The organism is Streptomyces polygonati, assembly GCF_042650325.1.
In the GTDB taxonomy this organism is placed as follows: domain Bacteria; phylum Actinomycetota; class Actinomycetes; order Streptomycetales; family Streptomycetaceae; genus Actinacidiphila; species Actinacidiphila polygonati.
In genome coordinates this window covers 77,649-104,290 of record NZ_JBHSBB010000022.1, presented here as the reverse complement: position 1 = coordinate 104,290, position 26,642 = coordinate 77,649, and the positions used below count along the sequence as shown (strand labels likewise).

The window sequence follows — 26,642 nt, the reverse complement described above, 5'->3', positions numbered from 1 at the left end:
CGGCTCCGGGCCAGCGGTCCACCGCCGTCGGCCCGGGCACCGCGCACCAGCCACTACAGGTTCCGCAGGTTCTTGCGCAACTCGAAGGCTGTGACCTCGGAGCGGTGCTCCTCCTGCTCCTGCTTCTTCTTGCGCAGGAACTTGAGAGGGGGTCAGGCGAACTGCGCGTTCACCCGCGGCAGGAGCGGTGACCTGCGGCGGAGTGGTCACCGTTGGTCGTTGCCGGTCGGCCCAAGTCGGCCTCGCGCGGCCCAGGGACGGCCCAGCAACTGCTGCCGATGTCACGCCGTGAACTGTGCCAGTTCACGGATCTGCGGGTAGGACGACGCCGCCGTCCCAAGCCTCCCCTGGAAGCCTCGTAGGAGGGGCAACAGAAGTCCGGGCGGGCCCTTCACCCAGGGCAGTTCGCGCACCCGCAGGAAAGGCCAGCGTGCGCGCCGTGTCGGTCAGACGCCCTGTGCGGCCGGCGGCCGAAGATCTCTCTTCGTACATCGTGCAGACGCGGAGTGCACGACCCGGTACCGTACGTCAATGATTGATCTCCGCCGAAGGGGGGCGGAGGACCGGAGGGGGAGTTCATGATCGACATGTCCACGTGGAAAGAGATCACCGTAGATGTCTTAAGGGATCTCCACCTTGACCCGAAAAATGTTCGCCTAGATCTGAAGAGCGATGCACCCGAGGTGGACATCGTCCAGGATCTATTCAGGAACGAAAAGGCATTTTCTCTCGTGGAGAGCATATGCAAGGTAGGGCTTCTGACGCACGAACTCCCTATCGCAGTAATTAGAGATGGCAAGATAGTAGTAGTCGAGGGAAACAGGCGAATCGCGGCCTTGAAGGCGATCCAGAATCCATTCTGGACCCCGGAACATCATGCACGGATCACGAAAATCACTCAGGATATCAATCGTGATGCCTTGCGCAAGATCACTGTTAAGTTAGCGCCAAACCAAGATGAAGCTGATCAGCTAATCGCCGCCATCCATACTGGCTCCCAACGCGTCGGTTGGTCACCTGCACGCCAGGCTGCGTTTTTCCAAGCTCAGATCGACGGCGGGAAGTCCCCTCAGTACCTTATCGACCAGTACCCGACGGTCGAGGTAAAGAAATTCATCATTCGGAGCCGCATTCTAAATCTTTTCCGAGAAGCAAACTACGAAGACCCGGAACTGAAGGATTACGTCTCGGCTCGCAAATTTCCCGTATCGGTACTAGCGCGACTATACGGTTATGACAAGTTCCTTGAGCTTGTGCGAATCTCTATCGACGAGCGAGAGGCAAAAGTAACCCTGGAGTCCACGCAGGAGGAATTTGACGCTATCGCCGAAAAGATAGTCCGAGACATCAGAGAAAAGAAAATTAACACACGAACACTCAACTCGGCCAAGTTGAAAACATTCGAAGACTACATGACGTCTCTTAGAGTGCTGGTCAATGACTTCACCGACCTCACCAAAACAACCAGCAAACGGACTGCAAGCAGCGGCTCGCCGGCGCGAAAGGAAGCCAATTCAAGCCGCCCGGCGCAGAGCAGTGGACAACTCGCAAGACCTTCCAATCGGACCGGTAATGGCACGGAGGCAACAGAATCCACACCGAGTGCACCTCAGCAACAAACACCAAGTGTCGAAGACGGAAAGGCCAAGGCTAGAAGCGCACTTTTCTTGGACCTTCGAGAACTAGAGATTAGTCCGAAATTTCCTCGTTCTATCCACAAGATTGCCACGGAGATATCTGATATCAATATCAGAAAATTCCCCAATGCGACATTCGATCTCCTTCGGACATTCCTCGAAAAGGTCATCAAGGCATACGCCGCCGAGGTAGTCAACGAAGACATCAGGAAGCACTCCGGTTCGCACAAGGGGTACATCCAATTGAGCCAATGTCTGACGTGGCTAGAACACTACGTACAGACGAACCAACAAACCGCGTACATTCAAGTGATCAATAAGATCCGAGGAGAAAACATCTTCGGAAGCTATATCGCTACGCTTGATCACATGAACGCCATGAATCATAATCACCTCGTCTTCGCCACCGGCGAAGAAGTAAGAAATTGCTGGGACGGAATGGAGAGCCTCATCAAGATGATGTTGAAGCCATGAGCACCAGTATGCGGCAACACAAGAAGCCCATCATTTCACCACTACGATACCCGGGCGGCAAGGCATCTCTATACCCCCGACTCCGAACATTGGTACGGGCTAATGCAATGACCGAGGGTACGTACGTAGAGCCGTACGCAGGGGGCGCTGGTGCTGCCCTTGGGTTACTCATTACTGGCGAAGTCCAGCGCATCGTCATCAATGATTTGGACCCAGCCATTTACTCTTTCTGGTTGGCAGTAACGAAGCACCCTGGCGAGTTCTCACAAATGGTTAAGACGGCAGATCTCACCGTGGATGAATGGTTGAGACAAAAGGAGATCTACTCGATTGGCAGTCCCGAAAACTACCTTAAGTTGGGATTTGCAACCTTCTACCTCAATCGAACCAATAGGTCCGGAGTTCTTAACGGGGGTCCTATCGGAGGCATGGATCAGACGGGGAACTACAAGATTGACGCACGCTTTAATAAGGAAGGCTTGATTGAGCGCATTCGCCTTCTTGCGCTCCACTCGAAGCAAATTAAGGTTACGAATTCCGATGGCCTCGCGGTGATTAGAAAATACTCAAGTCGACACAATACCTTGATCTATGCAGACCCCCCCTATTTCGAAAAAGCGGGATCGCTCTACCTGAACTCTTTCATGGACTCCCATCACTCTACTCTCGCTGCCTGCCTGAATAGGGCGGCCGGTTCAAAGTGGCTTCTTACTTACGATAACGTTCCACGAGTTGCCGAGCTGTACAGAGAACGAAGGCGGGAGATTTTCTCTTTGAACTACTCTGCACACAGAGTCGTCAAAGCGAATGAAGTGATGGTGTTCTCCGACTCACTGGTCCTCGTCTGACCAGAAGACGGTCAGCTGAACTCGTATTGCAGCTCATAGAGATGACCGGCCTTGACCATGATGGTGGCTTCGATGGGGCGGTCATTGTCGTTGTAGATGACACGGAATGTCCGCAGGATCGGGAGATCGCTCGGGAGCAGAAGTGCCTCGTACTGCTCTTGAGTAGGAACGCGTGCAGAGACACGGTCTACCGTCTGGCGTGGCGGATAGCCCAATTCAGCCAGTAGTGCGGGAGTGCCGCCTCGGATCTTTCGGGGTTCGGACATCGCGGTACCGCAGGCCAACTCGGCCGGGTAGTAGGATTTGACGAGTTCGACCGGCTCGCCGTCCCACGACCGAATCTGCCGGCGGAGGAAGGCCGTACCGGTCTCGCCGAGGTCCAAGGCGACCGCAACTTCGGCTGTCGGACGTACCTCGGTCACGTCGAGGAGCTGGATGCCCCCGCCCCTTCCACGATTGCCTGCCACGGTGAGCCATCAGTACTACTTCCCCGGCGCGGCGGGTTGACCGGTGTCGGCTGGTCGTACAGTTTCCTGCCGATGCTCTACCACTGTCACCGCGGCGCCGGCCCGACCAATGACGAGGCGCTCGTCTTTGAGGACTTGAAGCGCCTTCTGGACGGTCGCATTCGACGCGTCAAACCAGCCCTTCAGCTGCTGAGTTGAGGGCAGGCTTGCTCCGGGTTCTAGGTCACCGGACATGATCTCGGCCCGCAGGTCCGCGGCGATCCGCTCGTGCAACGGACGCCGGTCAAAGGCTTCTTCGTCAGCTTTGGACGCGTCAGCCAATCCTCAGTTCGTAGCGGCGCCGCTGTCCGGCAGCGGGGAACACAGATACGTCGACCTGAAACGGGCCTGACTCGTCTTCGGTCACTCTCGTCAAGCACAGGACTTGTTCGCCAGCCGCGAGGGCCAGCATGCCGCGCTCCGCATCGTCGGGAACCCTCGCGTGTACTTCCTCGGCACACGGCGCTTCGTGTGCCCCATCGTTGCCAGTAGCGGGACGATCCCGCCGGGGATCTTCGCGGTCTCGGTGAGGTGCGTCCCCGCGGCGATCAGGCGACCCTGATTGTCCGCAGTGGTCGGGAAGTTGCCTTGGCTGTCCGCTGCGTAACCGGCGGTCTCGGCGTAGATCGTGTCACCGGCTGCGTGTCCGGACCGGTGTCAGCTGGGCTTCCGTTCAGTTGGCGTTGCCGCCGGAGGAGTAGCGGTTGTAAACGTAGGCGAGGATGGTGCCGTTGAGGGCGACGGCGGGGGCCGATGTGCTGATGTTGTCGGTGCAGCCGAAGTGGTACGGGTGGTAATCGTGGCAGGTGTAGCCCCAGCAGGTTGCGGCGCTGGATGCGGATACCGGTGAGGAACGAAAGGCCGCAGAGGAGAGCGGGCAGGGCTGATTCTCCACCCGGGGAGCATGCGCGGTGGGCGGTAGCGGGTGGCTCTGGCTGGCCTACGGGGTGGCCGCGGTCTCCTGTCCGGTCCAGGACGGCAGTACAGCGCTGACGGCGTCGCTGAATTCCGCCATAGCGTTGTCCAGCGGCCCTCCGTCCTGTTCGCCGTTCGCTGCCGCCCGCATTACGTGCCCGGTGGCCGTGCGGACGCCGGCGTTGGGGTGGCGCATGAGCGGGACGGTGGCGGCGGCGAGTCGGCTCAGTTCGGTCTTGAGTTCAGCGGCGGCCGTCTTGGTCACGATGCGCTCGGTGCTCACCACCCGGCTCAGCTCGGCGGCTGCGGAGAACAGGCGGCGCCATTCCGGAACGTCCGTGTCAGCGCGGGCGTAGCCCCCGGCTGCCGCCATCGCGGCCAGGCAGAAGGATCTCCATTGCTCCCATGGCGTCTCCCATAGAACCCGGTTGGTGGTCGCGGCGGTTTGCAGGTCCACCACTGCCAGGATCAGGGCTTCGGACTGGCTGGCCAGCAGGGCCTCCGCGACCGCGCGGTCTTTCTTCCGGTCCGCTTGGTCCCGGCTGTATTCGGTGAGGCGCCAGGTGAGCCACGCCACCACGATTGTGCCGACGAGGGCCAGTCCAGCGGTGATCAGTTCGTCTTTCACTTGGGCCAGAATGCAGCAAATCCCCCCGGACGCAGGGATGTTCGCCGTAACAATCAGATCTTGTGTGCCCGGGTTCGCGCGGGCGGACCCGAGCCCGCGCGCCCGGCTTGATCGGGTCCGGTGGGTCAGCCGAGAAACGCCAGGTACGTGCCGACCGTAAGGCCGGAGAACGTGATCAGCTGCCGCGGCTTGAGGCAGGTGAACGCCGCGTGCATGCCGATGCCGGCGGCGACGGCGTACGGCGTGGTCTGCGGGATAAGCAGCGCGGGGGGCAGCGCGATCTCCGTCGTGATGGCGGCGGCCGCGATCAGGCGCCAGCGGCGGACGTCCCGGTCGGTGAGGTTGCCCAGGTGCCGGCACACAACGGCCGGGACGGCGTGCTGCCGCCGGTACGGGAGCTCGTCCTTGACCAGGGTGTAGGTGTGGACCCACTGCGCGAGGTAGAGGCCGCTGCGGAACTGCGGTGAGCGGAGTTTCTGCCAGGCGCTGTTCCAGTAGATGTCGGTGGTGATCAGCACCATCAGGCACAGGGCCCAGGTGTTCGCCGTGGTCGGGTGGCGCTCGATGTGGAGGCCGCGGCCGAGGTCGCCTCCGACAAGGAGGCACCCGCCGGTGAGCAGGGTGTACCGGACGGCGTTGGGGCTCTTGAGGTAGAGCAGCTCCATGGAGATCCCGGCCAGGACCAGCACCAGAGCCGGGCGGGGGTTGAGGCCGATGGCGAGGGCGGGCGCCGCGACGGCGCGGGCGACCAGCACCGGCCGGTAGGCGGCGGCGAGGAGCCGGGCCCGGGTCGGGCCGAAGCGCTGCTCGGCGACGTGGAGGGCGATCCCCTGGGGGTCGAACCGGCCCCAACCGCCCTGGCCGATGGACAGGACGAACCGCAGCGTGCACACGATCCCGAAGACCATGCGGAACAACTGGAGTCGTCCTGGGTCGGTGGGGTGGCGGAAGCCGTCGGCGAGCGCGTCAAAGAACCACACGGCTGTCCGTCACCTCGATCTTCCGCTCGCCCTGTTCGGAGAGGACGCGGCCGTGGCCGTCGACCCGGTCGTACCGGCCGGTGCGGGTGAGGTGGGACACGATCGCCTGGAGCTGCGGCGGGTTGACGAGGAAGCTGCCCGGCGACAGGTGGACGTACGGGTTCACCGGCTCGGTGCGGCCGTCCTTCGTGCCGGTGAGCGTGACGATCGTGAAGGTGGCTCGGCAGAACATCTTCCACCGGAGCCAGCGGCCCGGTCGGCGGGTGAAGCCGCAGATCATCCAGGCCACGAGAGCAACGGTCAGGGCGATTTGGGCAGCGGGCAGCACAGACAAGGGGTGCACGACAGATGCCTCCGGGAAACGGGAGGGGTAGAAGCGGGATGCGCCGAGGGGCGCCGGGGTCAGCGCTCGGGCTTCGGGGGCCGCTGCAACAGCGCGGCGGCGGCCTCGGCCAGGGTGACCTTGTGCTGGAGAACTGTGGTGACGACCTCGGTGATCGGCATCTCGACGCTGTGGGCGCGGGCGAGTTCGAGAATCGCCTCGGCCGACTTGACGCCCTCGGTCGTCGTCCGGGTTTCGGCGGCGGCCTGGGTGACGGTCAGGCCGCGGCCCAGGTAGGTCCCGAACGTCCGGTTGCGGGACAGCGGGGACGAGCAGGTGGCCACCAGGTCGCCGAGCCCGGAGAGGCCAGCGAGGGTGGCCGGGTGGGCGCCCAGGGCGACGGCCAGCCGGGTCGTCTCGGCCAGGCCCCGGGTGATGAGCACGGCCGCGGCGTTGTGGCCCAGACCCATGCCGTCCGCGATACCCACGGCCAGAGCGATGACGTTCTTCACCGCGCCGCCCAGCTCGCACCCGATGACGTCCATGCTGGTGTACGGCCGGAAGTACGAGGTGTGGCAAGCGGCCTGGAACCGCTCGGCAGCCTGCTCATCGATGCAGGCGATGGTGGCGGCAGCGGGCTGACCGGCCATGATCTCGGCGGCAAGGTTCGGGCCGGACAGCACCGCGACCCGATACGCCGGCAGGCCGGTCACCTCGGCGATGACCTGGCTCGCCCGCAGGTGGGTGCCGGTCTCGACGCCTTTCATCAGCGACACGATCGTGGTCGCCGGCCCGATGTGCGGCGCCCACTGCGCGAGGCTGGTCCGCAGGGACTGGGCGGGGATGCTCAGCACCAGGTACTGCGCGCCGTCGAGCGCGGCCACCGGGTCGGTCGTGGCAGTCACGGCGGGGGGCAGCTCGGTGTCCGGCCAGTACGCGGGGTTGCGGTGGCGGGTGGCGATCGAGTCGGCGATCTCGGCCCGGCGGGCGTGCACCACCACGGGGGTGCCGGCGTCGCCCAGGACTTTGGCGATGGCAGTGCCCCAGGACCCGCCGGAGAACACGGCCGCGTGGCCGGAAGGCTGGGTCACTGCGGGGTCCTCTCGCTGGTGGTGGGGGTAGCGGCGGGGTGCCGGCCGAGCCCGGTCATCGTATCGGTTGGGCTTGGTGGGGTCGTTTGCTCCGGCGGGCGGCGCAGGGTCAGCAGGACCGCGCGGCGTCCGGGCAGCGAGGGCAGCTTGTTGCGAGCCTCGCGCAGCATGTTCTCCGCCTGGGGGTCGCCCAGCTCGCGACGCAGGTGGTCGGCGTGGTCGATCCACAGCCGGTAGAGCCGTTCCCACATCGCGGGTTCATGAGGCCGTTCGGCCACGTGCTCGACGGTGAGGCCCGCGCTGCTCGCCTCCTCCACCCAGGCGGGTTCGGCGCTCTGCCGCAGGGCCCGGGTGAGGAGGAGCCGCCCGCCGGGGGCGAGGACCCGGCCGAGCTCGCGCACCGCGTCCCGCCGGTTGGAGGCGAACCCGAGCGAGTCGACGCACACGATGCCGTGGGCGCAGGAGTCGGGGAGGCCGGTGTCGTCCAGTGAGGCGACGCGGAACGTGGCGCGGCCGTTGGGCAGGAACGCGGCCCGGCGTGCGCCGGCCTGCTCGATGGCGACCGGGGACAGGTCGATGCCCACCAGGCGGGCCGACAGCGCGCGGGCCAGCCACAGCCCGGTGCCGCCGGTGCCGCATCCGGCGTCCACGAGGAGCTGGCCGGGCCGCATGCGGAGCCGTGAGGTCATCAGGCCGAGGAGGGGCCAGTCGCAGGAGCTGGAGTCGGCGACCTCGGGCGGGTAGGCCTCTCCCATCGCCGTGGCGTAGAGGTGGTTGACGAGGCCGCTGCGGGCGCGGGCGGCGTGGAAGGCGTCGAACTGGGAGGCCAGGGTGGGCCGGGCGGCGGAGTGTGTCATCGGAGCATCGCCCTCTTGATCCGGGAGCGGGTGCCGGGGCAGATCACCTGCACCGCATGGACTGAAACATCTGCCGGGCCGGGCAGGTCGAGGATCATCGGCTCGTGCCCGGTGACGTGCTGAACGGCCTTGGCGACGGCCGCGGCCTGGTCGGCGAAGCGGCCCCGGGCCGGCGGGAACCGGGAGACGGCTTGCGGCCACGGGGCCAGCCCCTGCCGGTGAGCAGCGCGGAACGGGGCGTCGGTGGCGGCCGGGTCGCTGGGGATGTCGTCCCGGGTTCCGGCGATGTCCGTCAGCCGCGACTGCGCGGCCTCGGTCAGCGCCCGGGTGAGCGCGATTGCCGGGCTGGTGTGGCAGCCGCCGCCCGCGAAGATCGCCGGGAAGTCCTCGGACCACAGGTAGGCCAGGCACACGGGCAGCCCGTACGGGCCGTCCACGAGGGCCATCTCCAGGGCCATCCCGGCGCGGGTCAGCAGCTCGATGACGGACACGGCGAACGGGTCGTCCACCGTCGCAGGGTCGATCGGCGTCCGGCGCTGCCCGCCGGTCTGCTCGTCGCGCCAGAGCACGTCGCGCTCCACGACCTCGAACAGGCCGTGCAGCACCGCCTCTTCCCGAGTGTTGCCGCAAGCCAGGCCGGTGCTCGTCGCGCGCAGCACGTCCGGGCTCCACGGCGGGCGCTGGGCCCGGCGCCGGACCAGGTCCACTGGCACCGGCACGCTGCGCCCGCTGAGCAGGCCGGTGCCGGCGGTCCAGTCCCACACCAGCCGGGCAAGGGCCTGCGGGGGGTAGGGGTGGATCAGGGGCAGCGCGGAGACCGGGTAACCCGGATCGACGCCCAGGGCGGGGCCGCGGACCGCGACCGGGAGCGGCTGCTCTACGTGCCACAGCTCGATGGCCTCCATCACGGCCGAGAGCAGGGCGAGCAGGTTCGAAGCGCCCTTGCCCTGGGACGCGGTCAGCGTCAGCGACGCGGGCCGGATCGCTGTCCACACCGGCAGGCCGATGCAGTCCAGGCCGGTCAGGTCAGCGACCCGGGTGATGCCGAAGACGGGCAGGCGGCCGGCGAGTGCCGCCCACGTCTTCTCGGGGGGCCGGGCGCGCACTGTGCCGGGCAACACGATCACTTCCTCAACAGGCACGGTCCTGCTCCTTCCGCTCATTCAGGAATCCGAGCAGCAGCGGCTTGGCCGCGTCGATGGCGCGCGCCCCGGACACCAGGCCCCGGGCGGAGGCCTCCGCGTCGAACTCCTTGTCGGCGCAGCCCCAGACCTGGATCAGGACTCGGCGGGTGAGGTCGTCGCGGACGCCGCCGGTGGAGAAGCCGGCCCGTGTCCGGCGCGCGTCGGCGAGGACTTCCGCGTACCGCGCGACGGCCTGCCGATCCTCCGGTGTCTCCCACGCGAGCAGCAGGCCCACGGTCTCCTCGTCGCGCAGGTCCACCAGTGGGTGGAAGACCTGGTGGGCGGCGAGGTCTTCGCCGGTGACCAGGGCGAGCCGTTCGCCGAGCGGCAGTCCGGGCCCGCCGTCGGCGGGCTGGAGGGAGCGGTGCTCGAGGTAGGCCGTCCACGTCTCGGAGAACCGGGGGTCGAACACCTGCTGGTAGACCAGCCGGTCGGCGGTGGACAGCTCCACCCCGTCCACCAAAGCGGTGGCGAAGTGGTTGGACCAGCGCCGCATGTACGTCGTCTCCACCAGGGGCGGCCGGTCGGCGCCGACCAGGGGCGCGGGGCCGTCGAGCGCGGTACGGAGAGCGGCGAGGGCATCGAGGCGCTTGAGGTTCCCGAAGTGGCCATCTCGGCCGTGCTGCTCGGCCAGCCAGCGGCCGAACTCCCTCTCGTCCCGGTGGTGGCAGATGGCCTGCACGGCGGCCATGGTGCGCTGCGGGTAGTAGACCGCGCGCAGCGCATTCAGCAGCTTGCCGGCCCGCTGGGTGTCGAGCACTCCGGCCGCCTGTCCGAGTTTCAGGATGTACCGGAGGTTGACCACCGGCCAGGTCAGCGAGCCCCAGGCCCCGTCCGGGGTCTGGCCGACCGCCACCTCGTCGTCCCCGTCGAGATCGCCCCGGGCGTACGCGGTGTAGATGCTGCCGACGCCGAGCATCCCGAACGGTGCCAGCTCCGCGGCCCGCAGGGCGCCGATGCTCGCTGCCCCGATCACGCGGACACCCCGGCGCATCGAGGTCAGGATCTCCTTGTGCCGCAGCGCCGGGGCCTGGTGGTACACCCCGTCGACGATCACCGCCGTGTCGCCGGAGGCGATCGCGGGGCGGTACAGGTCGCCGTGCCGGACCGGCGGCCAGGCCTGCATGTCCGGTGCGGTCAGCAGCGGCTCGGACCGGTTAAGCGTCGGTCCCACAAATACATGGATCACTGGACCTCCCAGAGCGAAGAGGAGGGTGTCCCTCCCCCGGCCCCGCCGGGCCGGGGGAGGGACACCCGGGAGACGTGGCTACTCCTCGTCCTCGACGTCCCGGGCGACCAGCACGTCCTCGGTGGTGGTCGCGGGGTCCTCCACCGTCGCCGTGTTGCTGGCAGCGAGCCCGGACTTGGATACAGACATGCGATACCTCCAGAAAAGCGGGGGTTCTGTGGCCGATCGGCCGCCCAACCAGTGCACCGCCCCGGCGGCGGCCGGGCTAGCCCGCCACGGTGACGACTCCCGCCCGTGTCGGTCGGCAGGTGACGACACCGGGTCAACACACATCGGCATGTGCCGACTTCGGGCGACCAGTGGTGAAGTCGTCACCCGTATCGACGTGATGAGTTACCGTCGGTTGCCCCTGCACACGCAACGGGAGGGGAGGTAAGGGCGTGCGCAACGAGGCGCGGAACGGCCAGCTCGACGCCTGCCTGGACGACTTGGGATGGGCCCCGGCCCACCTGGCGCAGGCCGTCAACCGGGTCCTCGGTCCTGGCTATGTCGCCCGGACGACCGTCGCGGACTGGGTCGTGAGGGGCCGCGTTCCCCGGGACCCGCTGCCGACCGTCGTCGCCCACATCCTTGCGGAGGCGCTCGGCCATCCTGTGTCACCGGCGGGCCTGTGGGGGCCTGGGACGCGGCCTTCCACCACGTGGGCCCGCGCAGATGAGGGTCTGCCCCCGCCCATTGCTGACGGCGCTACCGTTGACATTGCCATGCAGTGGGTCACTCGGGACGGGGGCGACATGGAACGCAGAAGTTTCCTGGCCATCAGCGGCGTGGCCCTCACCGCCCCCGCTTTCACCGTCACCGCCGCTTCGCCAGCGGGTGCCGCCGTGGCGGGAGCCTTAGCCCCTGTCGTGACTCCCGCCATTGCCGACGCCATCACGACCACGGTTGACGGCGTCCGCCATCTCGATGACGCCGAGGGCGGCGACGTCTCCACCCTCCGTCACGCCCACGAGCAGTTCATGCTCGTCGCCAAATACGTGCGGGCCAGCAGCTTCACTGACGCCGCGACCCGCACCCGCACGATCAACTTATGGGGGCAGCTGGCCCAGACGGTCGGGTGGATGGCGATGGACGCCGGGCAGCACGGGCTGGCGCAGCGCTACTTCCGCACCGGGCTGACCGCTGCTCACGAGTCGGGCGATCCGGCTCTGGCGTCCCACATTCACGGCTGCCTGACGTATCAGGCCATCACCCGGGGCCATGTCCGCGACGCTATCGATCTGGCCAACGCCGGCATCACCATCGCCCGCGGTTCACCGCCCGCCGTCCGTGCGCTGGCCGCGGCCCGGCATGCCCACGCCCATGCGGCGCTGGGCGACGTCCATGGCCTGCGCCAGTCCACCGAAGAAGCCCGTCGCTACCTCGATCACCCAGACGCTCTCGACACCCGGCCGCCGTGGCTGTACTGGCTCACCGATCTGAGCGTGGTGACCGGCCAGAGCCTCATCGTCGCCGCCTTCGCCGGCAACGGAGCGCGCCAGGCCACCGGCCTGCTCACGGAGGCCGATCCGCTCATCACCGGGTGGCTCGGTGAGCAGGCCGAGCGTACCGAGGACCGCGACGCCCTCCTCCACGGAACATGGCTCGCCCGCTCGTACCTGCGCCGGGACAACGTGGAACAGACCCTCACCACGGCGGCGTCGCTGCTCACATACGCCTCGACGGTCCGCTCCGCGCAGGTCCGGAACATCCTGCTCGATCTCGAAACCGACCTGGCCCAGCGGGCGGATCTCCGCGGTCACCGCAGCGTCCTCCAGCTCCGCGCGGACCTCAAGGACTTCACGGAGACTTGATGCGTTGCTCGTCAGCCCGGGGGGTCAACCCCGGCGGGGTCCGCCGGGCCGTGGACGGCATGTACGAGACGGCCGGTCCCGCGCCGGACGGCCCGGAAACAGCCCAGGAGGGGTGAGACAGCTCCGGGCCAGCGGTTCACCACCGCTGGCCCGGGTCGGCCCGCGCCACCGAAAAGGGGGCCTGACCAGCCCTTACAGGTTCGGCAGGTTCTTGCGCAGCTCGAAGGCGGTGACCTCGGAGCGGTACTCCTCCCACTCCTGCTTCTTGTTGCGGAGGAAGAAGTCGAAGACGTGCTCGCCGAGGGTCTCGGCGACGAGTTCGCTGCGCTGCATGAGGTCGATGGCCTCGCCGAGGTTCTGCGGGAGGGGCTCGATGCCCAGGGCGCGGCGTTCGGCGTCGGTCAGGGCCCACACGTCGTCGTCGGCGCCCGGGGGGAGTTCGTAGCCGTCCTGGATGCCCTTCATGCCCGCGGCGAGGAGGACGGCGTAGGCGAGGTAGGGGTTGGCGCCGGAGTCGATGGAGCGGACCTCGACGCGGGTGGAGCCGGTCTTGCCGGGCTTGTACATCGGGACCCGGATCAGGGCCGAGCGGTTGTTGTGGCCCCAGCAGATGTACGAGGGGGCCTCGCCGCCGGCGCCGGCGGTGCGCTGGGAGCCGCCCCAGACGCGCTTGTAGGAGTTGACCCACTGGTTGGTGACCGCGGAGATCTCGCCCGCGTGCTTGAGCAGGCCGGCGATGAAGGAGCGGCCCACCTTGGAGAGCTGGTATTCCGAGCCGGACTCGTAGAAGGCGTTGCGGTCGCCCTCGAACAGGGACAGGTGGGAGTGCATCCCGGAGCCGGGGAACTCGGAGAACGGCTTGGGCATGAAGGTGGCGTGCACCCCCTGCTCCAGGGCGACCTGCTTCATCACCAGCCGGAAGGTCATGATGTTGTCGGCCGTCGACAGCGCGTCGGCGTAGCGCAGGTCGATCTCCTGCTGGCCCGGGGCGCCCTCGTGGTGGGAGAACTCCACCGAGATGCCCATCGACTCCAGCATGGTGATGGCGGTACGGCGGAAGTCCATGCCGACGTTCTGCGGGGTGTGGTCGAAATAGCCGGAGTTGTCGGCCGGGGTGGGCCGGCCGCCGTCCAGCGGCTTGTCCTTGAGCAGGTAGAACTCGATCTCGGGGTGCGTATAGAAGGTGAAGCCGAGATCGGAGGTCTTGGCCAGCGCGCGCTTGAGGACGTAGCGCGGGTCGGCGTAGGACGGGGAACCGTCGGGCATCAGGATGTCGCAGAACATCCGGGCGGTGCCGGGGGCCTCGGCACGCCAGGGCAGCACCTGGAAGGTCGCCGGGTCCGGCTTGGCGATCATGTCGGACTCGTACACCCGGGCGAAGCCCTCGATGGCGGAGCCGTCGAAGCCGATTCCCTCGTCGAACGCCTGCTCAAGCTCCGCGGGGGCCACCGCGACCGACTTCAGATAGCCGAGTACGTCGGTGAACCACAGCCGTACGAAGCGGATGTCCCGCTCCTCCAGGGTGCGGAGGACGAACTCCTGCTGCTTGTCCATAACCATCCATCCTTGCCGGTCAGGCGGTCCCCGGCGCGGGCGGCAACGGGGATCAGGAGCATTGCACCACACCGTTTCGGGTGCGTTGCAGCTACCACTCACTCCCCATAGTGCACGCCGGTGCGGCTCAGCCGAAGGTGTCGATGGTGGCGATCTTCCAGCCGCCGTCCCGCCGTACGGCGTCCACCGCGAACATTGCGGCCGCGTAGGTCGTCCCGGCGTTCTTCGCCGCCGCCGCGGTGCTGGTGTTGCGCTGGTCGGCGAAGACCAGCACCCGGGCCCGGTCGCCGTCGATCATCTCGACGCCGGTGTCGGTGACCGTGGTGGTCAGCACCAGCTTCTGCGCCGCCGCCTGCGCTTTGACCTGGGCGATCAGGGTGGCGTACTGCTGTACGGCCCGGCCGGTGAGCAGTCGTTTCGCCGCCTCGTCGGTACGGGCCGGGTCGGCGTAGTCGTAGGAGAAGACGGTGTTCACGTCCTGGGCGACGCCGCCCTTCACCTCGCTGGTGCGGGCGGTGTCGGCCAGCGCGGAATTGCGGGCGGCCGAGGTGTCGCGCAGCGCGGACGCCTTGCCGGCGGCCCAGGCGGCGAAGCCGCCGAGCAGCACGGTGAGCAGGGCGAGGGCGACGGTGAGGGCCGCTCCGCGGGGCGGGCGGCGTGATCGGGGCGGGGCGGACTCCTCGGCGGGGGCCGGGGCCACGGCGGGGGCCGGGGCCACGGCGGGCGGGTCGGCCCGGTCCGGGGCGGGCGGGTCGGCCCGGTCCGGGGCGGGCGCGGGTGCCGTACGGGTTCGGGCCGCGCCGGGCGCGGCCGGGGCGGCGGCCGCGGCCAGCCTGCGCTGCCGGTTGATCAGATGGCGGGTGGTGGACGACGACATGGCTGCGGCGGTCCTCTCGGGGTGACGCTAGGACTGAGGGACGGTCGGGGTCGGGGCGGCGGCGCTGTCGCCCATGGGCGCCTCGCCCAGCGCACTGAGCTTCCAGCCGGCCGGGGTGCGGGTGAGTTCGCCGAGCAGCCGGCTCTCCTTGACCGAGGGCTGGGCCTTGGGCGCCGCCACGGTGATCCGCAGCGCGATCATCACGCTGGCCTTTCCGGTCCTGGCGTCGAGTTCGGTGACCGCGCCGGACAGCACCTTGGCGGTGCTCACCGTCTGCGCCTGCTGCACCTGCTTCTCGAAGTCGGCCCGGCCCTGGACGAGTTGGGTGTGCAGATCGCCGGTGGTGCTGGACTCCCAGACGGCCAGGCCGTGGTCGAGGTCGTTGTGGTCGAGGGTGTTCATGTTCTGCACGGCCTGCTCGCCGGCCGCCAGGACGGTGTCGCGGGTGCGGGCGAAGGCCGCGTCGTCGTCGTGCGCGGCTCCATACCAGGACCAGCCCGTCCACGCGGCGGCGAGGGCGGCGGCCAGCGCGAGGGCGGCGGCGGCCGCGAGGAGCGGGCGGCGCGCGGACCGGGGCGAGAGAGCGGCGGGGGCGGCCGGAGCGGCCGGACCGGCCGCGCCCTCCGGGTCCGCGAGCGGCCCCGGGGACTCCTCCGGCGCGGGCGGGCCGGCCGGCCGCCGGGCTCCGGACGTGAACGGCATGCGTGCCAACTCTCCAGCCTCCTAGCGGGACTTCATATCGGTGATGCGCCAACGGCCGTTCTCCAGGCGGGCGGTCACCGAGAGCTGCGCCGCCGCGCTGGTGACGGCGGCGCCGGCCCGCTGGGCGGTCTGGTCGAGGAAGACCAGCAGCCGGGCGCGGTCCGCGCCGAGGGTGACGACCCCGGCCCGTACCACCCGGGTGGTCAAGGTCAGCCGCTGCGCCGCGACTTGGGTGCGGACCTGGGCGAACAGCTTCTCGTACTGGGTGGCGGCGGCGCCGTCGAGCAGATCGCGGGCCGCCTGGGCGGTGGCCTCGGTGTCGTCGGGCGCGTAGGCGAAGATCCGGCTGAGCGCGTCGCTGACGTCGCCGGTCACCTGATCGGTGGCCGCGGTGTCGGTCAGCGCGCGGTTGCCGGTGGCGCCCGGGTCGCGCGACGACCGGGCGGCGTAAAGGAATCCGCCGGACGCGAGCAGCAGCAGCGCGATGACGGCGACGGCTACCGCCCGCCGGCCGGGCAGCAGGGCCGGCAGCGCCGGCAGGCGGCGCCGTGCGGGGGGCGGCGGCGCCCCGGGGTCCCCTCCGACCCGGGGTTCCGCCGCCTCCCGCGCGGCCTGCTCCGTGGTGTCCATCGCGCCCGCCCCTCTCAACTCGCGCCCAGCGGGACCGCGGTGAGCGCCGTGAGCTTCCAGCCGCCGCCGGTACGGGCCAGGCCCGCCTCGAAGCGCTTGCGGTCGGTGGTCGCGGTGCCCGCGCGGGGTGTGACGGTGACCTGGACGGTGGCGATGACCTTCGCCGTACCCGCCCTGGTGTCCAGCTCGGTGACGGCCGCGTCGGTGACGGCGCCGCGCGTCCTGGTGCCGGACTCCTTGAGGGAGGCGGCGTCGGCGGCGTGCGTGCGGCTCAGCTGTTCGTGGAGCGGGCCGGTGGTGGCATCCAGCCAGGCCCCGAGGTCGCGGTCGGGATGGGCGGCGTCCACCGTGTTGAGCCGGACGATGCCGCGCTGCCCGGCGGCCAGCACGGAGTCGCGCGCCTTGGCGTAGGCGAGTGTGCTGTCGCCGCGTGCGTCGGCGTACGACCAGGCGGACAGCGCGCAGAGCACGACGGCGACCACCCAGGCCGTACCCCAGGCGAGGGCGGTCCGGCGCCGTAAGAGGGCCGAAGGGATCACGGGGTGTCCTCCAGTCCGAGCAGGGCGGACATCGTGGTGGGGGCGGCCGACGGCAGCGCGGGCAGTCCCAGCGCGCCGGGCAGGGCGGCCGGAGCGGCGGCGGACCCGGCAGAACTCTCGCCGGACGTCGGCAGCACCGAACCCGGCTGGGCCGGCGCCGGCACTCCCCCGCCCCGCGGCGCGTGCGCCGACCCGCGGACGTCGATCCCGGCGGAGGCCGGGGCGGTGCAGCGCGCCGCGGTGTTCAGCGCGGTGGCGGGCGCGCCGGTGTCCAGGCCGTTGCGGTACTTCGTGCCGCCGTAGCCCGAGGTGCAGGGCAGCGGCGCGAAGAAGGTGACGGCCATCCCCAGGTGGATCCGCCCGCCGTGCACCGCCGTGGCGCCGGCCGAGACCACGGCGGGCACCTTGACCAGGAACTCCTGGATGCCGTGCTGCCGGGTCACCGCGACGTCCGAGGTGGTCAGCAGATTGGCCAGCACCACGCTCAACTGCGGCCCCACGTCCCGCAGCAGGGCCGAGACCTGCCCGGCCGCCTCGGGCGCGGCGCTGATCAGGCGGCGCAGATCCGTGTCGGAGGAGTCGAGTTGGGCGGCGAGCTGGCGGGCGCTGTCCGCGAAGGAGGTGATGGCCTCGCTCTCGTCCGCCTGGGTGCGCAGCACGGTCCGCGCGTCGTTCGTCAGCCGGGTGTCGGCGGGCAGATTGGTGTCGGCGGCGGCGATGAACCGCCCGCTCGCGTCCAGCAGTGCCTGGAGGTTGGCGGCCTGCCCGTCGAACGCCTGCCCGAACTCGTCGACCACCGTGCGCAGCGAGTCCAGCGGTACGGACGCGGTGAGGTCGTTGACGCTGGTGAGCAGGTCGGTGACCGGCGCCGGGATCCGGGCGTCGGCCTGGGCGATCCGCGAACCGTCGTGCAGATAGGGGCCGTTGTCGGTGCTGGGGCGCAGGTCGATGTACTGCTCGCCGACCGCGGACAGGCTGGCGACGACGGCTTGCAGGTGGTCCGGGACGCGGGGGGCGGAGTCGTTGATCCGCAGCGACGCCTCGACGCCGTCGTCGGTGAGCCGGATCGGGCCGACCCGGCCGACCGAGACACCGCGGTAGGTGACGTCGGCGTGCTCGAACAGGCCCCCGGCCTCCGGGAGTTCGACATCGACGGTGTAGTAGCCGCGCAGCCCGACGTAATGGCCGAGGTCGGCGTAGCGGACGCCGAGGAAGCCCAGGACGAGGACGGCGATGACGAGGAAGGCGATGTTCTTGACGACGGTGGCCCGGGTCAGCATCAGCGGCCCCCTGAGGAGGTGACGGGGGGCAGCGGGAGCGGAACGCCGGCGGCTTTGCCCAGCGATTTCTGGAGGCTGTCGCGGCTGGCGAGCGGCGCGTCGGTGGTGGCGGGCGGCGGGTAGACGTTCTGGTCGGCGGGCATCTGCGGGATGAGCCGGGTGCCGGCCGCGGCGGTGATGTGCAGATAGGCGTTGAGGTAGTCGCCCTTGACGCCGCTGAGCACCTGGTCGGTGAACGGATAGGTGAGCAGCACCTGGAGCGAGTCAGGCAGGTCCTTGCCCGCGTCGGCGAGCCGTTGCAGGGTCGGTGCCAGCGCCCTGAGGTCGGCGACCATGTCGTCCTTGCTCCGGTTGACGGTGTCGACCGCGACACCGGACAGGGTGTCCAGCGAGCGGAGCATGGTGACCAGCGAACCGCGCTGCTGCTCCAGGACGTCGAGGCCGGGGCTGAGGCCGGTGAGCACGGTGCCGATCTCCTGGTCGCGGGCGGCCAGGGTGGCGGACAGCTCGTTCACGCCGTCGAGCGCGTCGGTGATGTCCCGCCTGTGGCCATTGAGGTCGGTGACCAGCGTGTCCACCTTGCCGAGCATGTCGCGGACCTGCGGTTCGTTGCCGGTGAGCGCTTTGTTCAGCTCGACGCTGATGGTCTTGAGCTGCTGGATGCCGCCGCCGTTGAGCAGCATGGACAGGGCGCCGAAGACCTCTTCCACCTCCGGGTTGCGGTTGGTGTGGGAGACGGGGATGACGGCGCCGGAGCGGAGCCGTCCGGTGGCGGGTTCGTCCGCCGGGGGCGCGGCGAGCTGGATGTACTTCTCGCCGAGCAGGCTGGACTGCTCCAGGTGGGCGTAGGCGTTGCCGGGCAGCCGCACACTGCCGTTGACCTTCATCGTCACCATCGCCGACCAGCCGTCGGGGGCCAGCGCGATACCGGTGACCCGGCCGACCGCGACGTCGTTGACCCGGACGGACGCCTGCGGCACCAGGTCCAGGACGTCGGCGAAGCGGGCCTCGACGGTGTAGGGGTGGCCGCCGAGGTCGGCGCCGCCGGGCAGCGGCATGTTCTGCACGTCCAGGGAGCAGCCGGTGAGGGCGAGGGCCAGCAGGGTGCCGGCGGCGGCGCGACGGGGCTTCACCGGGCCGCCCCCTTGACCGCGTCGGGCGTGCCCGGGGCGCTCGGGTGCGCGCCGGGCCGGGCGGAGGGCGGCGAACCGTAGACCGGGCCGACCGCCGGCAGGGGCAGCGGCAGGGCCTTGACGTTCGGGCCCACCGGGACCAGGCCGGCCTCGGGGGCCGCCGCGCCGGGGGGTGCGGCGGCGGACGCCGCGCTGCCGGTGGGAGTGACCGGGCCGCCCAGGCTCAGCTCGTTGATGTCGGCGCGGCCGTCGAGCGTGCCGTGCTTCGGGTCGTAGGCGTTGAGCAGGTTGTCGGCGGCCAGCGGGGCGGTGTCGAGGAGTTCGGCCAGCGAGGCCCGCTGGTCCACCAGTGTCTGGGTGATGGGGGCGAGCGCGGTGATGCCGGCCTTGAGCCGGGCCCGGTTGTCCTGGATGAAGGTCTTCACCTGGCCCAGCGCGGTGGACAGTTGCCGCAGCGCGCCGCCGAGATCCTCCTTGTCGTCGGCCAGGAAGCCGGTGACGGTGGAGAGCTGCTGGGCGGCGGTCCGCACCTTGCCGTCGTTGTCCTTCAGCATGGTGGTGAAGGACTGGAGGTAGCCGAGGGTGGCGAACAGGTCGTCGCTGTGGCTGTCGAGGGTTTTGCTCGCCCGGCCGAGCTGGTCGATGCTGTCACCGATGGCCTTGCCGTTGCCGGACAGATTGCGGGCCCCGGTGTCGAGCAGGCCGGACAGCGCGCCGGTGGCGTTGGCGCCGTTCGGGCCCAGGGCGTCGCTGAGCTGGGTGATGCTGTCGTAGAGCTGGTCGATCTCGACCGGCGTGGCGGTGCGGCTGGCCGGGATGACGGCGTGGTCGCGCAGCCGGGGGCCGCCGGTGTAGGCGGGGGTGAGCTGCACATAGCGGTCGGCGACGACACTGGGCGCGACCACCACCGCGCCGGCGCCGGCCGGCACCTTGATCCCGTGGTCCAGGGTGAGGGAGACCTTCACCTGCTTGCCCTGCGGCCGCACCGAATCCACCGTGCCCACCTTGACGCCGAGGACGCGCAGGTCGGAGCCCGCGTAGACGCCGACCGCGCGGTCGAAGTAGGCGGTGACATGGTCGCCGTCGGGGCCGCCGAAGGCCAGCAGGCCGCCGGCGACGGCGGCGGCCACCAGCACCGCCGCCGCGGTGAGCAGCGCGATCAGTCGGCCGGGGCGGTACGGGCTCCGCCCCGGCCGCCGGAGCCGTGGCAGCCGCGGCAGCCGCGCCCAGGACGGCCGCCCTCCCGGCCGCCGTGGCGCGGCCGACCGTCGTAGCGCCCTCATGACGTCCCTCCTGTCGCCTTGGGCGGCATACAGCCGGTGGCCGGCGGGGTGCCCGGCTGCAGATAGTCCTTGGGGACCAGCCCGCACAGATAGCTGTCGAACCAGCGCCCGCTGCCGAGGGTGTTGCCGACCAGCCGGTAGTAGGGCCCGACCAGCGCGAGCGCCTGGTCCAGGCTGGACTGGTTGGCCAGCAGCACCCGGGTCACCCGGTCCAACGCGTCGAGGGTCGGGGCGAGTTGGCGGTTGTTGTCGGCGACCAGGCCGGTGAGCTGGACGCCGAGGTCCTGGGTGCCGGTGAGCAGCGCGTGGATGGCGTCCCGCCGGCTGCTGATCTCGCCGAGCAGCAGATCGCCGTCGGAGATCAGCGTCTGGAAGCGGCCGCTCTGGTCGGCGAGGGTCGCGGTGAGCTGCTTGCTGCCGCTGAGCAGGTCGGCGAGCTGGGCGTCGCGGCTGGAGATGGTCCTGGACAGCGAGGACAGTCCGGTGGCGGCGCTGCGTACCGAGGAGGGGGTGTCCTTGAACGTGTCGGAGATCGCCTGGAAGCTCGCCGCGAGCTGCCGGGTGTCGATCGAACCGAGTGTGTGGCCGAGGCCGTTGAAGGCCTGGGTGACGTCGTAGGGCGAGGTGGTGCGGCTCTCGGGGATGCGCTGCGCCGGGTCCTGGGCGCGGCTGCCCAGCGGGTCGACGGCCAGATACTTCTCTCCGAGCAGCGTCTTGATGCCGATGGCGGCGGTGCTGGCGTCGCCGATCCAGGTGTGCCGGACCTGGAAGGTCACCTTCACCTTGTCGCCGTCCAGCGCGACTCCGCTGACCTTGCCGACCTTGACGCCGGCCACCCGGACCTCGTTGCCGGTCCGCAGCCCGGCCGCCTCGGTGAAGTCCGCGGTGTACGTCCGGCCGCCGCCGACCAGCGGCAGCGCGTCGGCGTTGTACGCGGCCAGGCTGACCAGCGCGAGCACCAGCAGGCCGACCGCGCCGACGAGGACGGGATTGCGGTCGCGCAGCGGCCGGAAGAGCGGCCGGCCGCGCCGGCCCGGGCCCCGGAAGGGCAACCGGACAGTCGCCCGGAGCGGCGACCGGAACGGCGACCGCAGGCGCGCGGGGAGCCGGACGGCGGTGATCCGGGGGCGGTTCATGACCGGCACCTCGCTTCGGTGATCGGCCGGCCGATGGATGGCTTGCCGCCGCCGGAGGTGGTCAGCCCGGTCACGGTGGCCTGGCAGAGGTAGAGGTTGAGCCAGGAGCCGTAGGAGGCCAGCCGGCCGACGGTCCGCAGCTTCTGCGGAGAGGTGGTGAGGAACTTCTCCAACTCGGGTGTGCTGTCGGCCAGCTGGCTGGAGAGCCGGCCGAGCTGGGCGATGGAGTCCTTCAGCGGCTGCCGGCCGTCGTCGAGCAGTCCGGCGGTGCTGGTGGTGAGTCGGGAGATGGCGGTGATGGAGTCGCCGATCGGCCGCCGGTCGCCCGCGAAGCCGGTGACGAGTCGCTGGAGGGTGGTGATCAGGTCGTTGAAGCCGGCCTCGCGGCTGTTGACCGTGGTCAGCACCGCGTTGAGGTTGTCGATGACCTGGCCGATCACCTTGTCCTTGGCGGCCAGTGCGGTGGTGAGCGAGCCGACGTTGCTGATCAGGCTGTCGACGGTGCCGCCCTCGCCCTGGAGGACCTGGACGATCTCGCCGGCCAGCTGGTTGACGTCCTTCGGGGACAGTCCCTCGAACAGCGGCTGGAAGCCGTCGAAGAGCTGGGTGAGGTCCAGCGCCGGGGTGGTGTGGTCCAGCGCGATGGTGCCGCCGGGGCGCAGCGCCCGGCCGACCGGTCCGGTGCCCTGCTCCAGGTCGATGTAGCGCTGGCCGACCAGGTTGAGGTATTTGATGGTGGCGGTCACCGAGGCGGGCAGCGCGCGGTCTCGGTCGACCGAGAAGTGCACCTGGGCGACACGGTGGTCGACGACCCGGATCGAGTCGACCTGGCCGACCTTGACACCGGCGATCCGTACGCTGTCGCCGGAGGTCAGGCCGGTGGTGTCGGTGAACCGGGCGTTGTAGCCGGCCGTGTTCCCCACCCCGGCGCCGGCGATGCTGACCGCGAGCACCGTGGTGGCCAGCGCGGTGACCAGGATGAAGATCAGTGATTTGACGATCGGTCCGGCCAGGCTGCGGCGCTTCATTTCACCGTCACCTCCGCCCCGCGGAAGACCGGCCCGGCCAGCAGGCTGCTCCAGTCCGGCAGCGATCGGGGCGAGCTGTGCAGCGCCGGCGCGAGGAGTTCATCGACCAGTTCGTTCTCCTGCGGGGAGTTGGCCGGAGAAGAGCTGGCCGGCGCGGTGGTGCTGCGGCCGGTGTACGGGACCGGGTAGCACCGCGGGCCGCCGCTCGCGCCGTACACCGGGGTGTCCTTCCCGGGCAGGTATCTGCCGAGCGAGGGGACGGTGGTGACGTCCACGTGCAGGCCGGGCGTGCCGGTGCCCTTGCCGAGTGCCTTGTCCATGGCGGGGACGAAGTCGGCCAGGGTGCGCAGGGTGCAGGGGAATTCGGGGCTGTAGGCGGCGAGCAGCCGCAGGGTGCCGCGGCTGTCGGCGGACAGCCGGATGAGGTTGTCCTTGTTCTGCCGCAGATACGTGGTCAGGTCCTGGGCGGTGGCGGTCGTGGTGCCGTACAGCTCGCTCAGCCGGGCCCGCTCCTCGGCGATGGTGCCGCTGGTCCGGGTGAAATCGGTGAGCGCCCGCACGACGTCGGGCGCGGCGGCGGTGTAGATCCGGCTGACGGTGACGAGTTGCCTGATGTCGTCGTTGAGGGCCGGCAGGTGGGGGTTGAGTTCGGTGAGGTAGCGGTCGAGCTGGTCCAGGGTGGTGCCGAGCTGGGTGCCGCGGCCGTTCAGCGCGGTGGCGACCGCGTCCAGGGTGGCGGCGAGTTTCTGCGGCTGGACGGCCGTGAGCAGCGGCATCAGGTTGTCGAGCACCTGCTGGAGTTCGAGGGCGTCGCCCGACTTGTCCTGCGGGATGACGGCGCCGGCGCTGAGCGGCGCGCCATCCGTGCCGGTGCCGGTGCCGGCCGGCGGGACGAGGGCGACGTAGCGCTCGCCGAACAGGGTGGTGGGCAGCATCTGGGCGGTGACGCCGGCCGGGATGCCGCGCAGCTTGCCCGGGTCGATGGCGAGTTCCAGCCGGGCGCCCTGCCCGTCGGCGTGGATGGACGTGACCCGGCCGACGACGACACCGCGGACTTTCACGTCGGCGCCCTGGTGCATCTCGTTGCCGGCGCTGCCGGTGTCCACGGTGACGGTCGCGGAGTCGGTGAACGTCTTGTCGTAGACGGCGACCGCGAGCCAGGCCAGCAGGCAGGGCACCAGCAGGAAGACGATCCCGGCGGTCCGGCGCCGGGCGACGGCGCCGAGCCGGTCGCGGCGCGCCGGGGCCGGCCGGGGCGGAGCGGGCGGCCGGGCGCCCGGCGTGATGTCGAAGCCGCTCATCCGGCCACCCGCACCGTGGTGGTGGCGCCCCAGATGGCCAGGCTGAGGAAGAAGTCGGTGATCGAGATGATCACGATGGCGTTGCGCACCGAGCGGCCCACCGCGATGCCGACACCGGCCGGGCCGCCCTTGGCGGTGAAGCCGTAGTAGCAGTGGGCGAGGATCACGATGACGCTGAAGATCAGCACCTTCAGGGCGGACAGCAGCACGTCGGCCGGGGACAGGAAGAGATTGAAGTAGTGGTCGTAGGTGCCGGGCGACTGGTGGTTGACCCAGACGGTGACCAGCCGGGAGGCGACGTAGCTGCTGAGCAGTCCGATGCCGTAGAGCGGGATGATCGCCACGACTCCGGCGATGATCCGGGTGGTGACCAGATACGGCATGCTGCGCACCCCCATGCCCTCCAGCGCGTCGATCTCTTCGTTGATGCGCATCGCGCCGAGCTGAGCGGTGAAGCCGGCCCCGACGGTGGCGGACAGGGCGAGGCCGGCCACCAGGGGGGCGATCTCGCGGGTGTTGAAGTAGGCGGAGATGAAGCCGGTGAAGGCGGTGGTGCCGAGTTCGTTCATCGCCGCGTAGCCCTGCAGGCCGACGACGGTGCCGGTGGCCAGGGTCATCCCGATCATGACGCCGACGGTGCCGCCGATCACGCCGAGGCCGCCGCTGCCGAACACCACTTCGGCCAGCAGCCGCTGGACCTCCTTGAGATAGCGGCGCAGGGTGCGCGGGATCCACAGGACGGCGGTGATGTGGAAGATGAGGTGGTCGCCGGTCTCGTCGAGCCAGCGCAGCCAGCGGCCGGTCTTGAGGCGGGGGCGCCTGCGCGCGGCCGGCGGGGGTGTTCCCGGCGGCTCGGCCGGGGGCGCGTCCTTGTCGAGGAGGGCCATCGCTCAGGCTCCCTTCTGCGGGACGAGCTGCAGATAGATCGCGGTGAGCACCACATTCACCAGGAACAGCAGCAGGAAGGTGATGACGACCGACTGGTTGACCGCGTCGCCGACGCCCTTGGGGCCGCCTTTGGGGTGCAGCCCGCGGTAGGCCGCGACGATGCCGGCGATGAAGCCGAAGATCAGCGCCTTGATCTCGCTGATGTAGAGGTCGGGGAGCTGGGCGAGCGCGGAGAAGCTGGACAAGTAGGCGCCGGGGGTGCCGTGCTGGACCACGACGTTGAAGAAGTAGCCGCCGGCCGTGCCGACCACCGAGACCAGGCCGTTGAGGAAGACCGCGACGAGCATGGTGGCCAGCACCCGGGGCACGATCAGCCGCTGCACCGGGGAGACGCCCATCACCTCCATCGCGTCCAGTTCCTCGCGGATCTTGCGCGAACCGAGGTCGGCGCAGATCGCGCTGCCGCCGGCGCCGGCGATGAGCAGCGCCACGATCAGCGGGCTGGCCTGCTGGATGACGGCCAGCACGCTGGCGCCGCCGGTGAACGACTGCGCGCCCAGCTGCTGGGCCAGCGAGCCGACTTGCAGCGCGATCACGGCGCCGAACGGGATGGACACCAGGGCGGCCGGCAGGATGGTGACGCTGGCCACGAACCAGAACTGCTCGATGAGTTCGCGCAGTTGGAAGGGCCGCCGGAAGGTGTCGCGGACCGTGGTGGCGGCCAGCGACATCAACTGCCCGGTCTGGCGCAGCGCTCCGCTGCCGGGGACCGCGCGGCGCGGCGCGCCGGCCCGGACGGGCGCGGTCATACCGGCTCCCCCCGGACGGGGACCGCGGTGAGCCCGGACTTGATGGCCTCGCGTGCGTGCGGGGGCAGTTGGTCCCACATCTCCAGCACGCGCGCCCGGCGCCGCTGTACGGCCCGGCGCGGTGGGAGGCCCTCGCTGGGTTCGAGTTGCGGCACGATCCGGGGCGGCGCGGTCGCGGTGTCCGCCGGGTCGCGCCGCTCGCGGGCCAGCGTCGCCTCGTCCTTCTCCTCCGACATGCCGATCGGGCCGGCCCGGCGTCCGGCGAGGAACTGGCGGACCACCGGTTCCCGGCTGGTGAGCAGCAGTTCGCGCGGGCCGAAGGCGACCAGTTCGCGGCGGAAGAGCATGCCCATGTTGTCGGGGACGGTCGCGGCGATGTCGAGGTTGTGGGTGACGATCAGCATCGTGGCGTCGATCTGGGCGTTGAGGTCGATGAGCAGCTGGGAGAGGTAGGAGGTGCGGACCGGGTCCAGGCCGGAGTCGGGTTCGTCGCAGAGGATGATCTGCGGGTCCAGTACCAGGGCGCGGGCCAGGCCGGCCCGTTTGCGCATGCCGCCGGAGATCTCGCCGGGGAGTTTGCCCTCGGAGCCGAGCAGGCCGACCATGTCGATGCGTTCCATCACGATCCGGCGGATCTCCGACTCCTTCTTGCGGGTGTGCTCCCGCAGCGGGAAGGCGATGTTGTCGAAGAGGTTCATCGAGCCGAACAGCGCGCCGTCCTGGAACATCAAGCCGAACAGCTTGCGGGCCTCGTAGATGTCCCGCTCGGGGCTGTTGACCATGTCGACGCCGCCGACCAGCACCCGGCCCCGCTCGGGTTTGAGCAGTCCGATCACCGACTTGAGGAAGACGGTCTTGCCGGTGCCGGAGGGGCCGAGCATCACGCTGACCTCGCCCGGCGGCAAGGTGAGCGTCACGTCGTGCCAGACGGTCTGCGTGCCGAAGGACTTGGTCAGCCCCTCGACGACCACTTCGATTCCCATCGCGTCTCCCGGCGG

At 69.7% G+C, this 26,642-nt stretch carries 25 protein-coding genes and 1 pseudogene; 3 read left to right on the top strand and 23 right to left on the bottom strand.

The genetic code is table 11. The annotated features are described in order from the left end of the window. Positions 1–578 precede the first annotated feature (578 nt). Positions 579–2,111 carry a hypothetical protein gene (locus ACFO3J_RS27935; RefSeq protein WP_386434926.1) on the top strand — a complete coding sequence of 511 codons (1,533 nt, stop codon included), beginning with the start codon at positions 579–581 and terminating at the stop codon, positions 2,109–2,111. Further along, positions 2,108–2,959 (top strand): DNA adenine methylase, encoded by an 852-nt coding sequence (locus ACFO3J_RS27930; protein ID WP_386434925.1) that lies wholly within the window; start codon positions 2,108–2,110, stop codon positions 2,957–2,959. The genes ACFO3J_RS27935 and ACFO3J_RS27930 overlap by 4 nt, the downstream gene beginning before the upstream one ends. Positions 2,960–2,970: 11 nt before the next feature. On the opposite strand, the pseudogene ACFO3J_RS27925 reads toward ACFO3J_RS27930, so the two are convergent. The 9 genes and pseudogenes from ACFO3J_RS27925 to ACFO3J_RS27885 all read right to left on the bottom strand — a co-directional run bounded on the left by ACFO3J_RS27925 (position 2,971) and on the right by ACFO3J_RS27885 (position 10,616). Continuing rightward, a pseudogene (locus tag ACFO3J_RS27925) lies at positions 2,971–3,747 on the bottom strand (GntR family transcriptional regulator). A gap of 391 nt (positions 3,748–4,138) precedes the next feature. Continuing rightward, positions 4,139–4,360, bottom strand: coding sequence for a hypothetical protein (locus tag ACFO3J_RS27920; RefSeq protein WP_386434924.1), 222 nt, complete (start codon positions 4,358–4,360; stop codon positions 4,139–4,141). Between the two features lie 45 nt (positions 4,361–4,405). Further along, on the bottom strand, positions 4,406–5,008 hold the full coding sequence (locus ACFO3J_RS27915; RefSeq protein WP_386434922.1) for a hypothetical protein: 603 nt from the start codon (positions 5,006–5,008) through the stop codon (positions 4,406–4,408). A 125-nt stretch (positions 5,009–5,133) separates the two neighbouring features. Continuing rightward, a complete protein-coding gene (locus tag ACFO3J_RS27910; RefSeq protein ID WP_386434920.1) occupies positions 5,134–5,988 on the bottom strand; it encodes a hypothetical protein in 855 nt (284 codons plus the stop codon). Continuing rightward, a complete protein-coding gene (locus ACFO3J_RS27905; RefSeq protein ID WP_386435026.1) occupies positions 5,975–6,268 on the bottom strand; it encodes a hypothetical protein in 294 nt (97 codons plus the stop codon). The genes ACFO3J_RS27910 and ACFO3J_RS27905 overlap by 14 nt, the downstream gene beginning before the upstream one ends. A gap of 122 nt (positions 6,269–6,390) precedes the next feature. Continuing rightward, the gene (locus tag ACFO3J_RS27900; RefSeq protein WP_386434919.1) at positions 6,391–7,401 is read right to left on the bottom strand and encodes an NAD(P)H-dependent glycerol-3-phosphate dehydrogenase; all 1,011 of its coding nucleotides are present in this window, start codon (positions 7,399–7,401) and stop codon (positions 6,391–6,393) included. Continuing rightward, on the bottom strand, positions 7,398–8,258 hold the full coding sequence (locus tag ACFO3J_RS27895) for a class I SAM-dependent methyltransferase (protein ID WP_386434916.1): 861 nt from the start codon (positions 8,256–8,258) through the stop codon (positions 7,398–7,400). The genes ACFO3J_RS27900 and ACFO3J_RS27895 overlap by 4 nt, the downstream gene beginning before the upstream one ends. Continuing rightward, on the bottom strand, positions 8,255–9,400 hold the full coding sequence (locus ACFO3J_RS27890) for a YcaO-like family protein (protein ID WP_386434913.1): 1,146 nt from the start codon (positions 9,398–9,400) through the stop codon (positions 8,255–8,257). Before ACFO3J_RS27890 ends, ACFO3J_RS27895 begins: the two co-directional genes overlap by 4 nt. Further along, a complete protein-coding gene (locus ACFO3J_RS27885; protein ID WP_386434910.1) occupies positions 9,390–10,616 on the bottom strand; it encodes a TfuA-like protein in 1,227 nt (408 codons plus the stop codon). Before ACFO3J_RS27885 ends, ACFO3J_RS27890 begins: the two co-directional genes overlap by 11 nt. 455 nt (positions 10,617–11,071) lie before the next feature. Between ACFO3J_RS27885 and ACFO3J_RS27880 the strand changes: the two genes are divergently transcribed. Further along, positions 11,072–12,484 carry a hypothetical protein gene (locus tag ACFO3J_RS27880; protein WP_386434907.1) on the top strand — a complete coding sequence of 471 codons (1,413 nt, stop codon included), beginning with the start codon at positions 11,072–11,074 and terminating at the stop codon, positions 12,482–12,484. A 192-nt stretch (positions 12,485–12,676) separates the two neighbouring features. Here the strand turns inward: ACFO3J_RS27880 and ACFO3J_RS27875 are convergent, their stop codons facing one another. The 14 genes from ACFO3J_RS27875 to ACFO3J_RS27810 all read right to left on the bottom strand — a co-directional run bounded on the left by ACFO3J_RS27875 (position 12,677) and on the right by ACFO3J_RS27810 (position 26,627). Then, entirely contained in the window at positions 12,677–14,038 is a 1,362-nt protein-coding gene (locus ACFO3J_RS27875) for a glutamine synthetase family protein (protein ID WP_386434904.1), read from the bottom strand. A 127-nt stretch (positions 14,039–14,165) separates the two neighbouring features. Next, the gene (locus ACFO3J_RS27870; RefSeq protein WP_386434901.1) at positions 14,166–14,915 is read right to left on the bottom strand and encodes a hypothetical protein; all 750 of its coding nucleotides are present in this window, start codon (positions 14,913–14,915) and stop codon (positions 14,166–14,168) included. A gap of 27 nt (positions 14,916–14,942) precedes the next feature. Next, the gene (locus tag ACFO3J_RS27865; RefSeq protein ID WP_386435023.1) at positions 14,943–15,443 is read right to left on the bottom strand and encodes a nuclear transport factor 2 family protein; all 501 of its coding nucleotides are present in this window, start codon (positions 15,441–15,443) and stop codon (positions 14,943–14,945) included. Positions 15,444–15,638: 195 nt separating this feature from the next. Continuing rightward, positions 15,639–16,247 (bottom strand): hypothetical protein, encoded by a 609-nt coding sequence (locus tag ACFO3J_RS27860; protein WP_386434899.1) that lies wholly within the window; start codon positions 16,245–16,247, stop codon positions 15,639–15,641. Positions 16,248–16,261: 14 nt separating this feature from the next. Further along, the gene (locus tag ACFO3J_RS27855; protein ID WP_386434896.1) at positions 16,262–16,786 is read right to left on the bottom strand and encodes a hypothetical protein; all 525 of its coding nucleotides are present in this window, start codon (positions 16,784–16,786) and stop codon (positions 16,262–16,264) included. Then, entirely contained in the window at positions 16,783–18,066 is a 1,284-nt protein-coding gene (locus ACFO3J_RS27850) for an MCE family protein (RefSeq protein WP_386434893.1), read from the bottom strand. Before ACFO3J_RS27850 ends, ACFO3J_RS27855 begins: the two co-directional genes overlap by 4 nt. Then, positions 18,066–19,199 (bottom strand): MCE family protein, encoded by a 1,134-nt coding sequence (locus ACFO3J_RS27845; RefSeq protein ID WP_386434890.1) that lies wholly within the window; start codon positions 19,197–19,199, stop codon positions 18,066–18,068. The genes ACFO3J_RS27850 and ACFO3J_RS27845 overlap by 1 nt, the downstream gene beginning before the upstream one ends. Beyond that, the gene (locus ACFO3J_RS27840) at positions 19,196–20,482 is read right to left on the bottom strand and encodes an MCE family protein (protein WP_386434887.1); all 1,287 of its coding nucleotides are present in this window, start codon (positions 20,480–20,482) and stop codon (positions 19,196–19,198) included. The genes ACFO3J_RS27845 and ACFO3J_RS27840 overlap by 4 nt, the downstream gene beginning before the upstream one ends. Then, on the bottom strand, positions 20,479–21,618 hold the full coding sequence (locus ACFO3J_RS27835) for an MCE family protein (RefSeq protein ID WP_386434885.1): 1,140 nt from the start codon (positions 21,616–21,618) through the stop codon (positions 20,479–20,481). The genes ACFO3J_RS27840 and ACFO3J_RS27835 overlap by 4 nt, the downstream gene beginning before the upstream one ends. Further along, positions 21,615–22,646 carry an MCE family protein gene (locus ACFO3J_RS27830; RefSeq protein ID WP_386434883.1) on the bottom strand — a complete coding sequence of 344 codons (1,032 nt, stop codon included), beginning with the start codon at positions 22,644–22,646 and terminating at the stop codon, positions 21,615–21,617. The genes ACFO3J_RS27835 and ACFO3J_RS27830 overlap by 4 nt, the downstream gene beginning before the upstream one ends. Beyond that, positions 22,643–23,947: an MCE family protein gene (locus ACFO3J_RS27825; RefSeq protein WP_386434880.1), complete on the bottom strand. Its 1,305-nt coding sequence runs from the start codon at positions 23,945–23,947 to the stop codon at positions 22,643–22,645. The genes ACFO3J_RS27830 and ACFO3J_RS27825 overlap by 4 nt, the downstream gene beginning before the upstream one ends. Continuing rightward, positions 23,944–24,834, bottom strand: a complete 891-nt coding sequence (locus ACFO3J_RS27820) for an MlaE family ABC transporter permease (protein WP_386434879.1) — start codon at positions 24,832–24,834, stop codon at positions 23,944–23,946. The genes ACFO3J_RS27825 and ACFO3J_RS27820 overlap by 4 nt, the downstream gene beginning before the upstream one ends. Positions 24,835–24,837: 3 nt before the next feature. Beyond that, the gene (locus tag ACFO3J_RS27815; protein ID WP_386434876.1) at positions 24,838–25,644 is read right to left on the bottom strand and encodes an MlaE family ABC transporter permease; all 807 of its coding nucleotides are present in this window, start codon (positions 25,642–25,644) and stop codon (positions 24,838–24,840) included. Next, the gene (locus ACFO3J_RS27810; protein ID WP_386434873.1) at positions 25,641–26,627 is read right to left on the bottom strand and encodes an ABC transporter ATP-binding protein; all 987 of its coding nucleotides are present in this window, start codon (positions 26,625–26,627) and stop codon (positions 25,641–25,643) included. Before ACFO3J_RS27810 ends, ACFO3J_RS27815 begins: the two co-directional genes overlap by 4 nt. Positions 26,628–26,642: the final 15 nt, after the last annotated feature.

Bases quoted from the DNA above. Each gene is read 5' to 3' on its own strand.
- ACFO3J_RS27935 (WP_386434926.1), top strand. From the start codon at position 579: ATGATCGACATGTCCACGTGGAAAGAGATCACCGTAGATGTCTTAAGG.
- ACFO3J_RS27930 (WP_386434925.1), top strand. From the start codon at position 2,108: ATGAGCACCAGTATGCGGCAACACAAGAAGCCCATCATTTCACCACTA.
- ACFO3J_RS27905 (WP_386435026.1), bottom strand. From the start codon at position 6,268: ATGATCTGCGGCTTCACCCGCCGACCGGGCCGCTGGCTCCGGTGGAAG.
- ACFO3J_RS27895 (WP_386434916.1), bottom strand. From the start codon at position 8,258: ATGACACACTCCGCCGCCCGGCCCACCCTGGCCTCCCAGTTCGACGCC.
- ACFO3J_RS27875 (WP_386434904.1), bottom strand. From the start codon at position 14,038: ATGGACAAGCAGCAGGAGTTCGTCCTCCGCACCCTGGAGGAGCGGGAC.
- ACFO3J_RS27870 (WP_386434901.1), bottom strand. From the start codon at position 14,915: ATGTCGTCGTCCACCACCCGCCATCTGATCAACCGGCAGCGCAGGCTG.
- ACFO3J_RS27860 (WP_386434899.1), bottom strand. From the start codon at position 16,247: ATGGACACCACGGAGCAGGCCGCGCGGGAGGCGGCGGAACCCCGGGTC.
- ACFO3J_RS27850 (WP_386434893.1), bottom strand. From the start codon at position 18,066: ATGCTGACCCGGGCCACCGTCGTCAAGAACATCGCCTTCCTCGTCATC.
- ACFO3J_RS27840 (WP_386434887.1), bottom strand. From the start codon at position 20,482: ATGAGGGCGCTACGACGGTCGGCCGCGCCACGGCGGCCGGGAGGGCGG.
- ACFO3J_RS27835 (WP_386434885.1), bottom strand. From the start codon at position 21,618: ATGAACCGCCCCCGGATCACCGCCGTCCGGCTCCCCGCGCGCCTGCGG.
- ACFO3J_RS27830 (WP_386434883.1), bottom strand. From the start codon at position 22,646: ATGAAGCGCCGCAGCCTGGCCGGACCGATCGTCAAATCACTGATCTTC.
- ACFO3J_RS27825 (WP_386434880.1), bottom strand. From the start codon at position 23,947: ATGAGCGGCTTCGACATCACGCCGGGCGCCCGGCCGCCCGCTCCGCCC.
- ACFO3J_RS27820 (WP_386434879.1), bottom strand. From the start codon at position 24,834: ATGGCCCTCCTCGACAAGGACGCGCCCCCGGCCGAGCCGCCGGGAACA.
- ACFO3J_RS27815 (WP_386434876.1), bottom strand. From the start codon at position 25,644: ATGACCGCGCCCGTCCGGGCCGGCGCGCCGCGCCGCGCGGTCCCCGGC.
- ACFO3J_RS27810 (WP_386434873.1), bottom strand. From the start codon at position 26,627: ATGGGAATCGAAGTGGTCGTCGAGGGGCTGACCAAGTCCTTCGGCACG.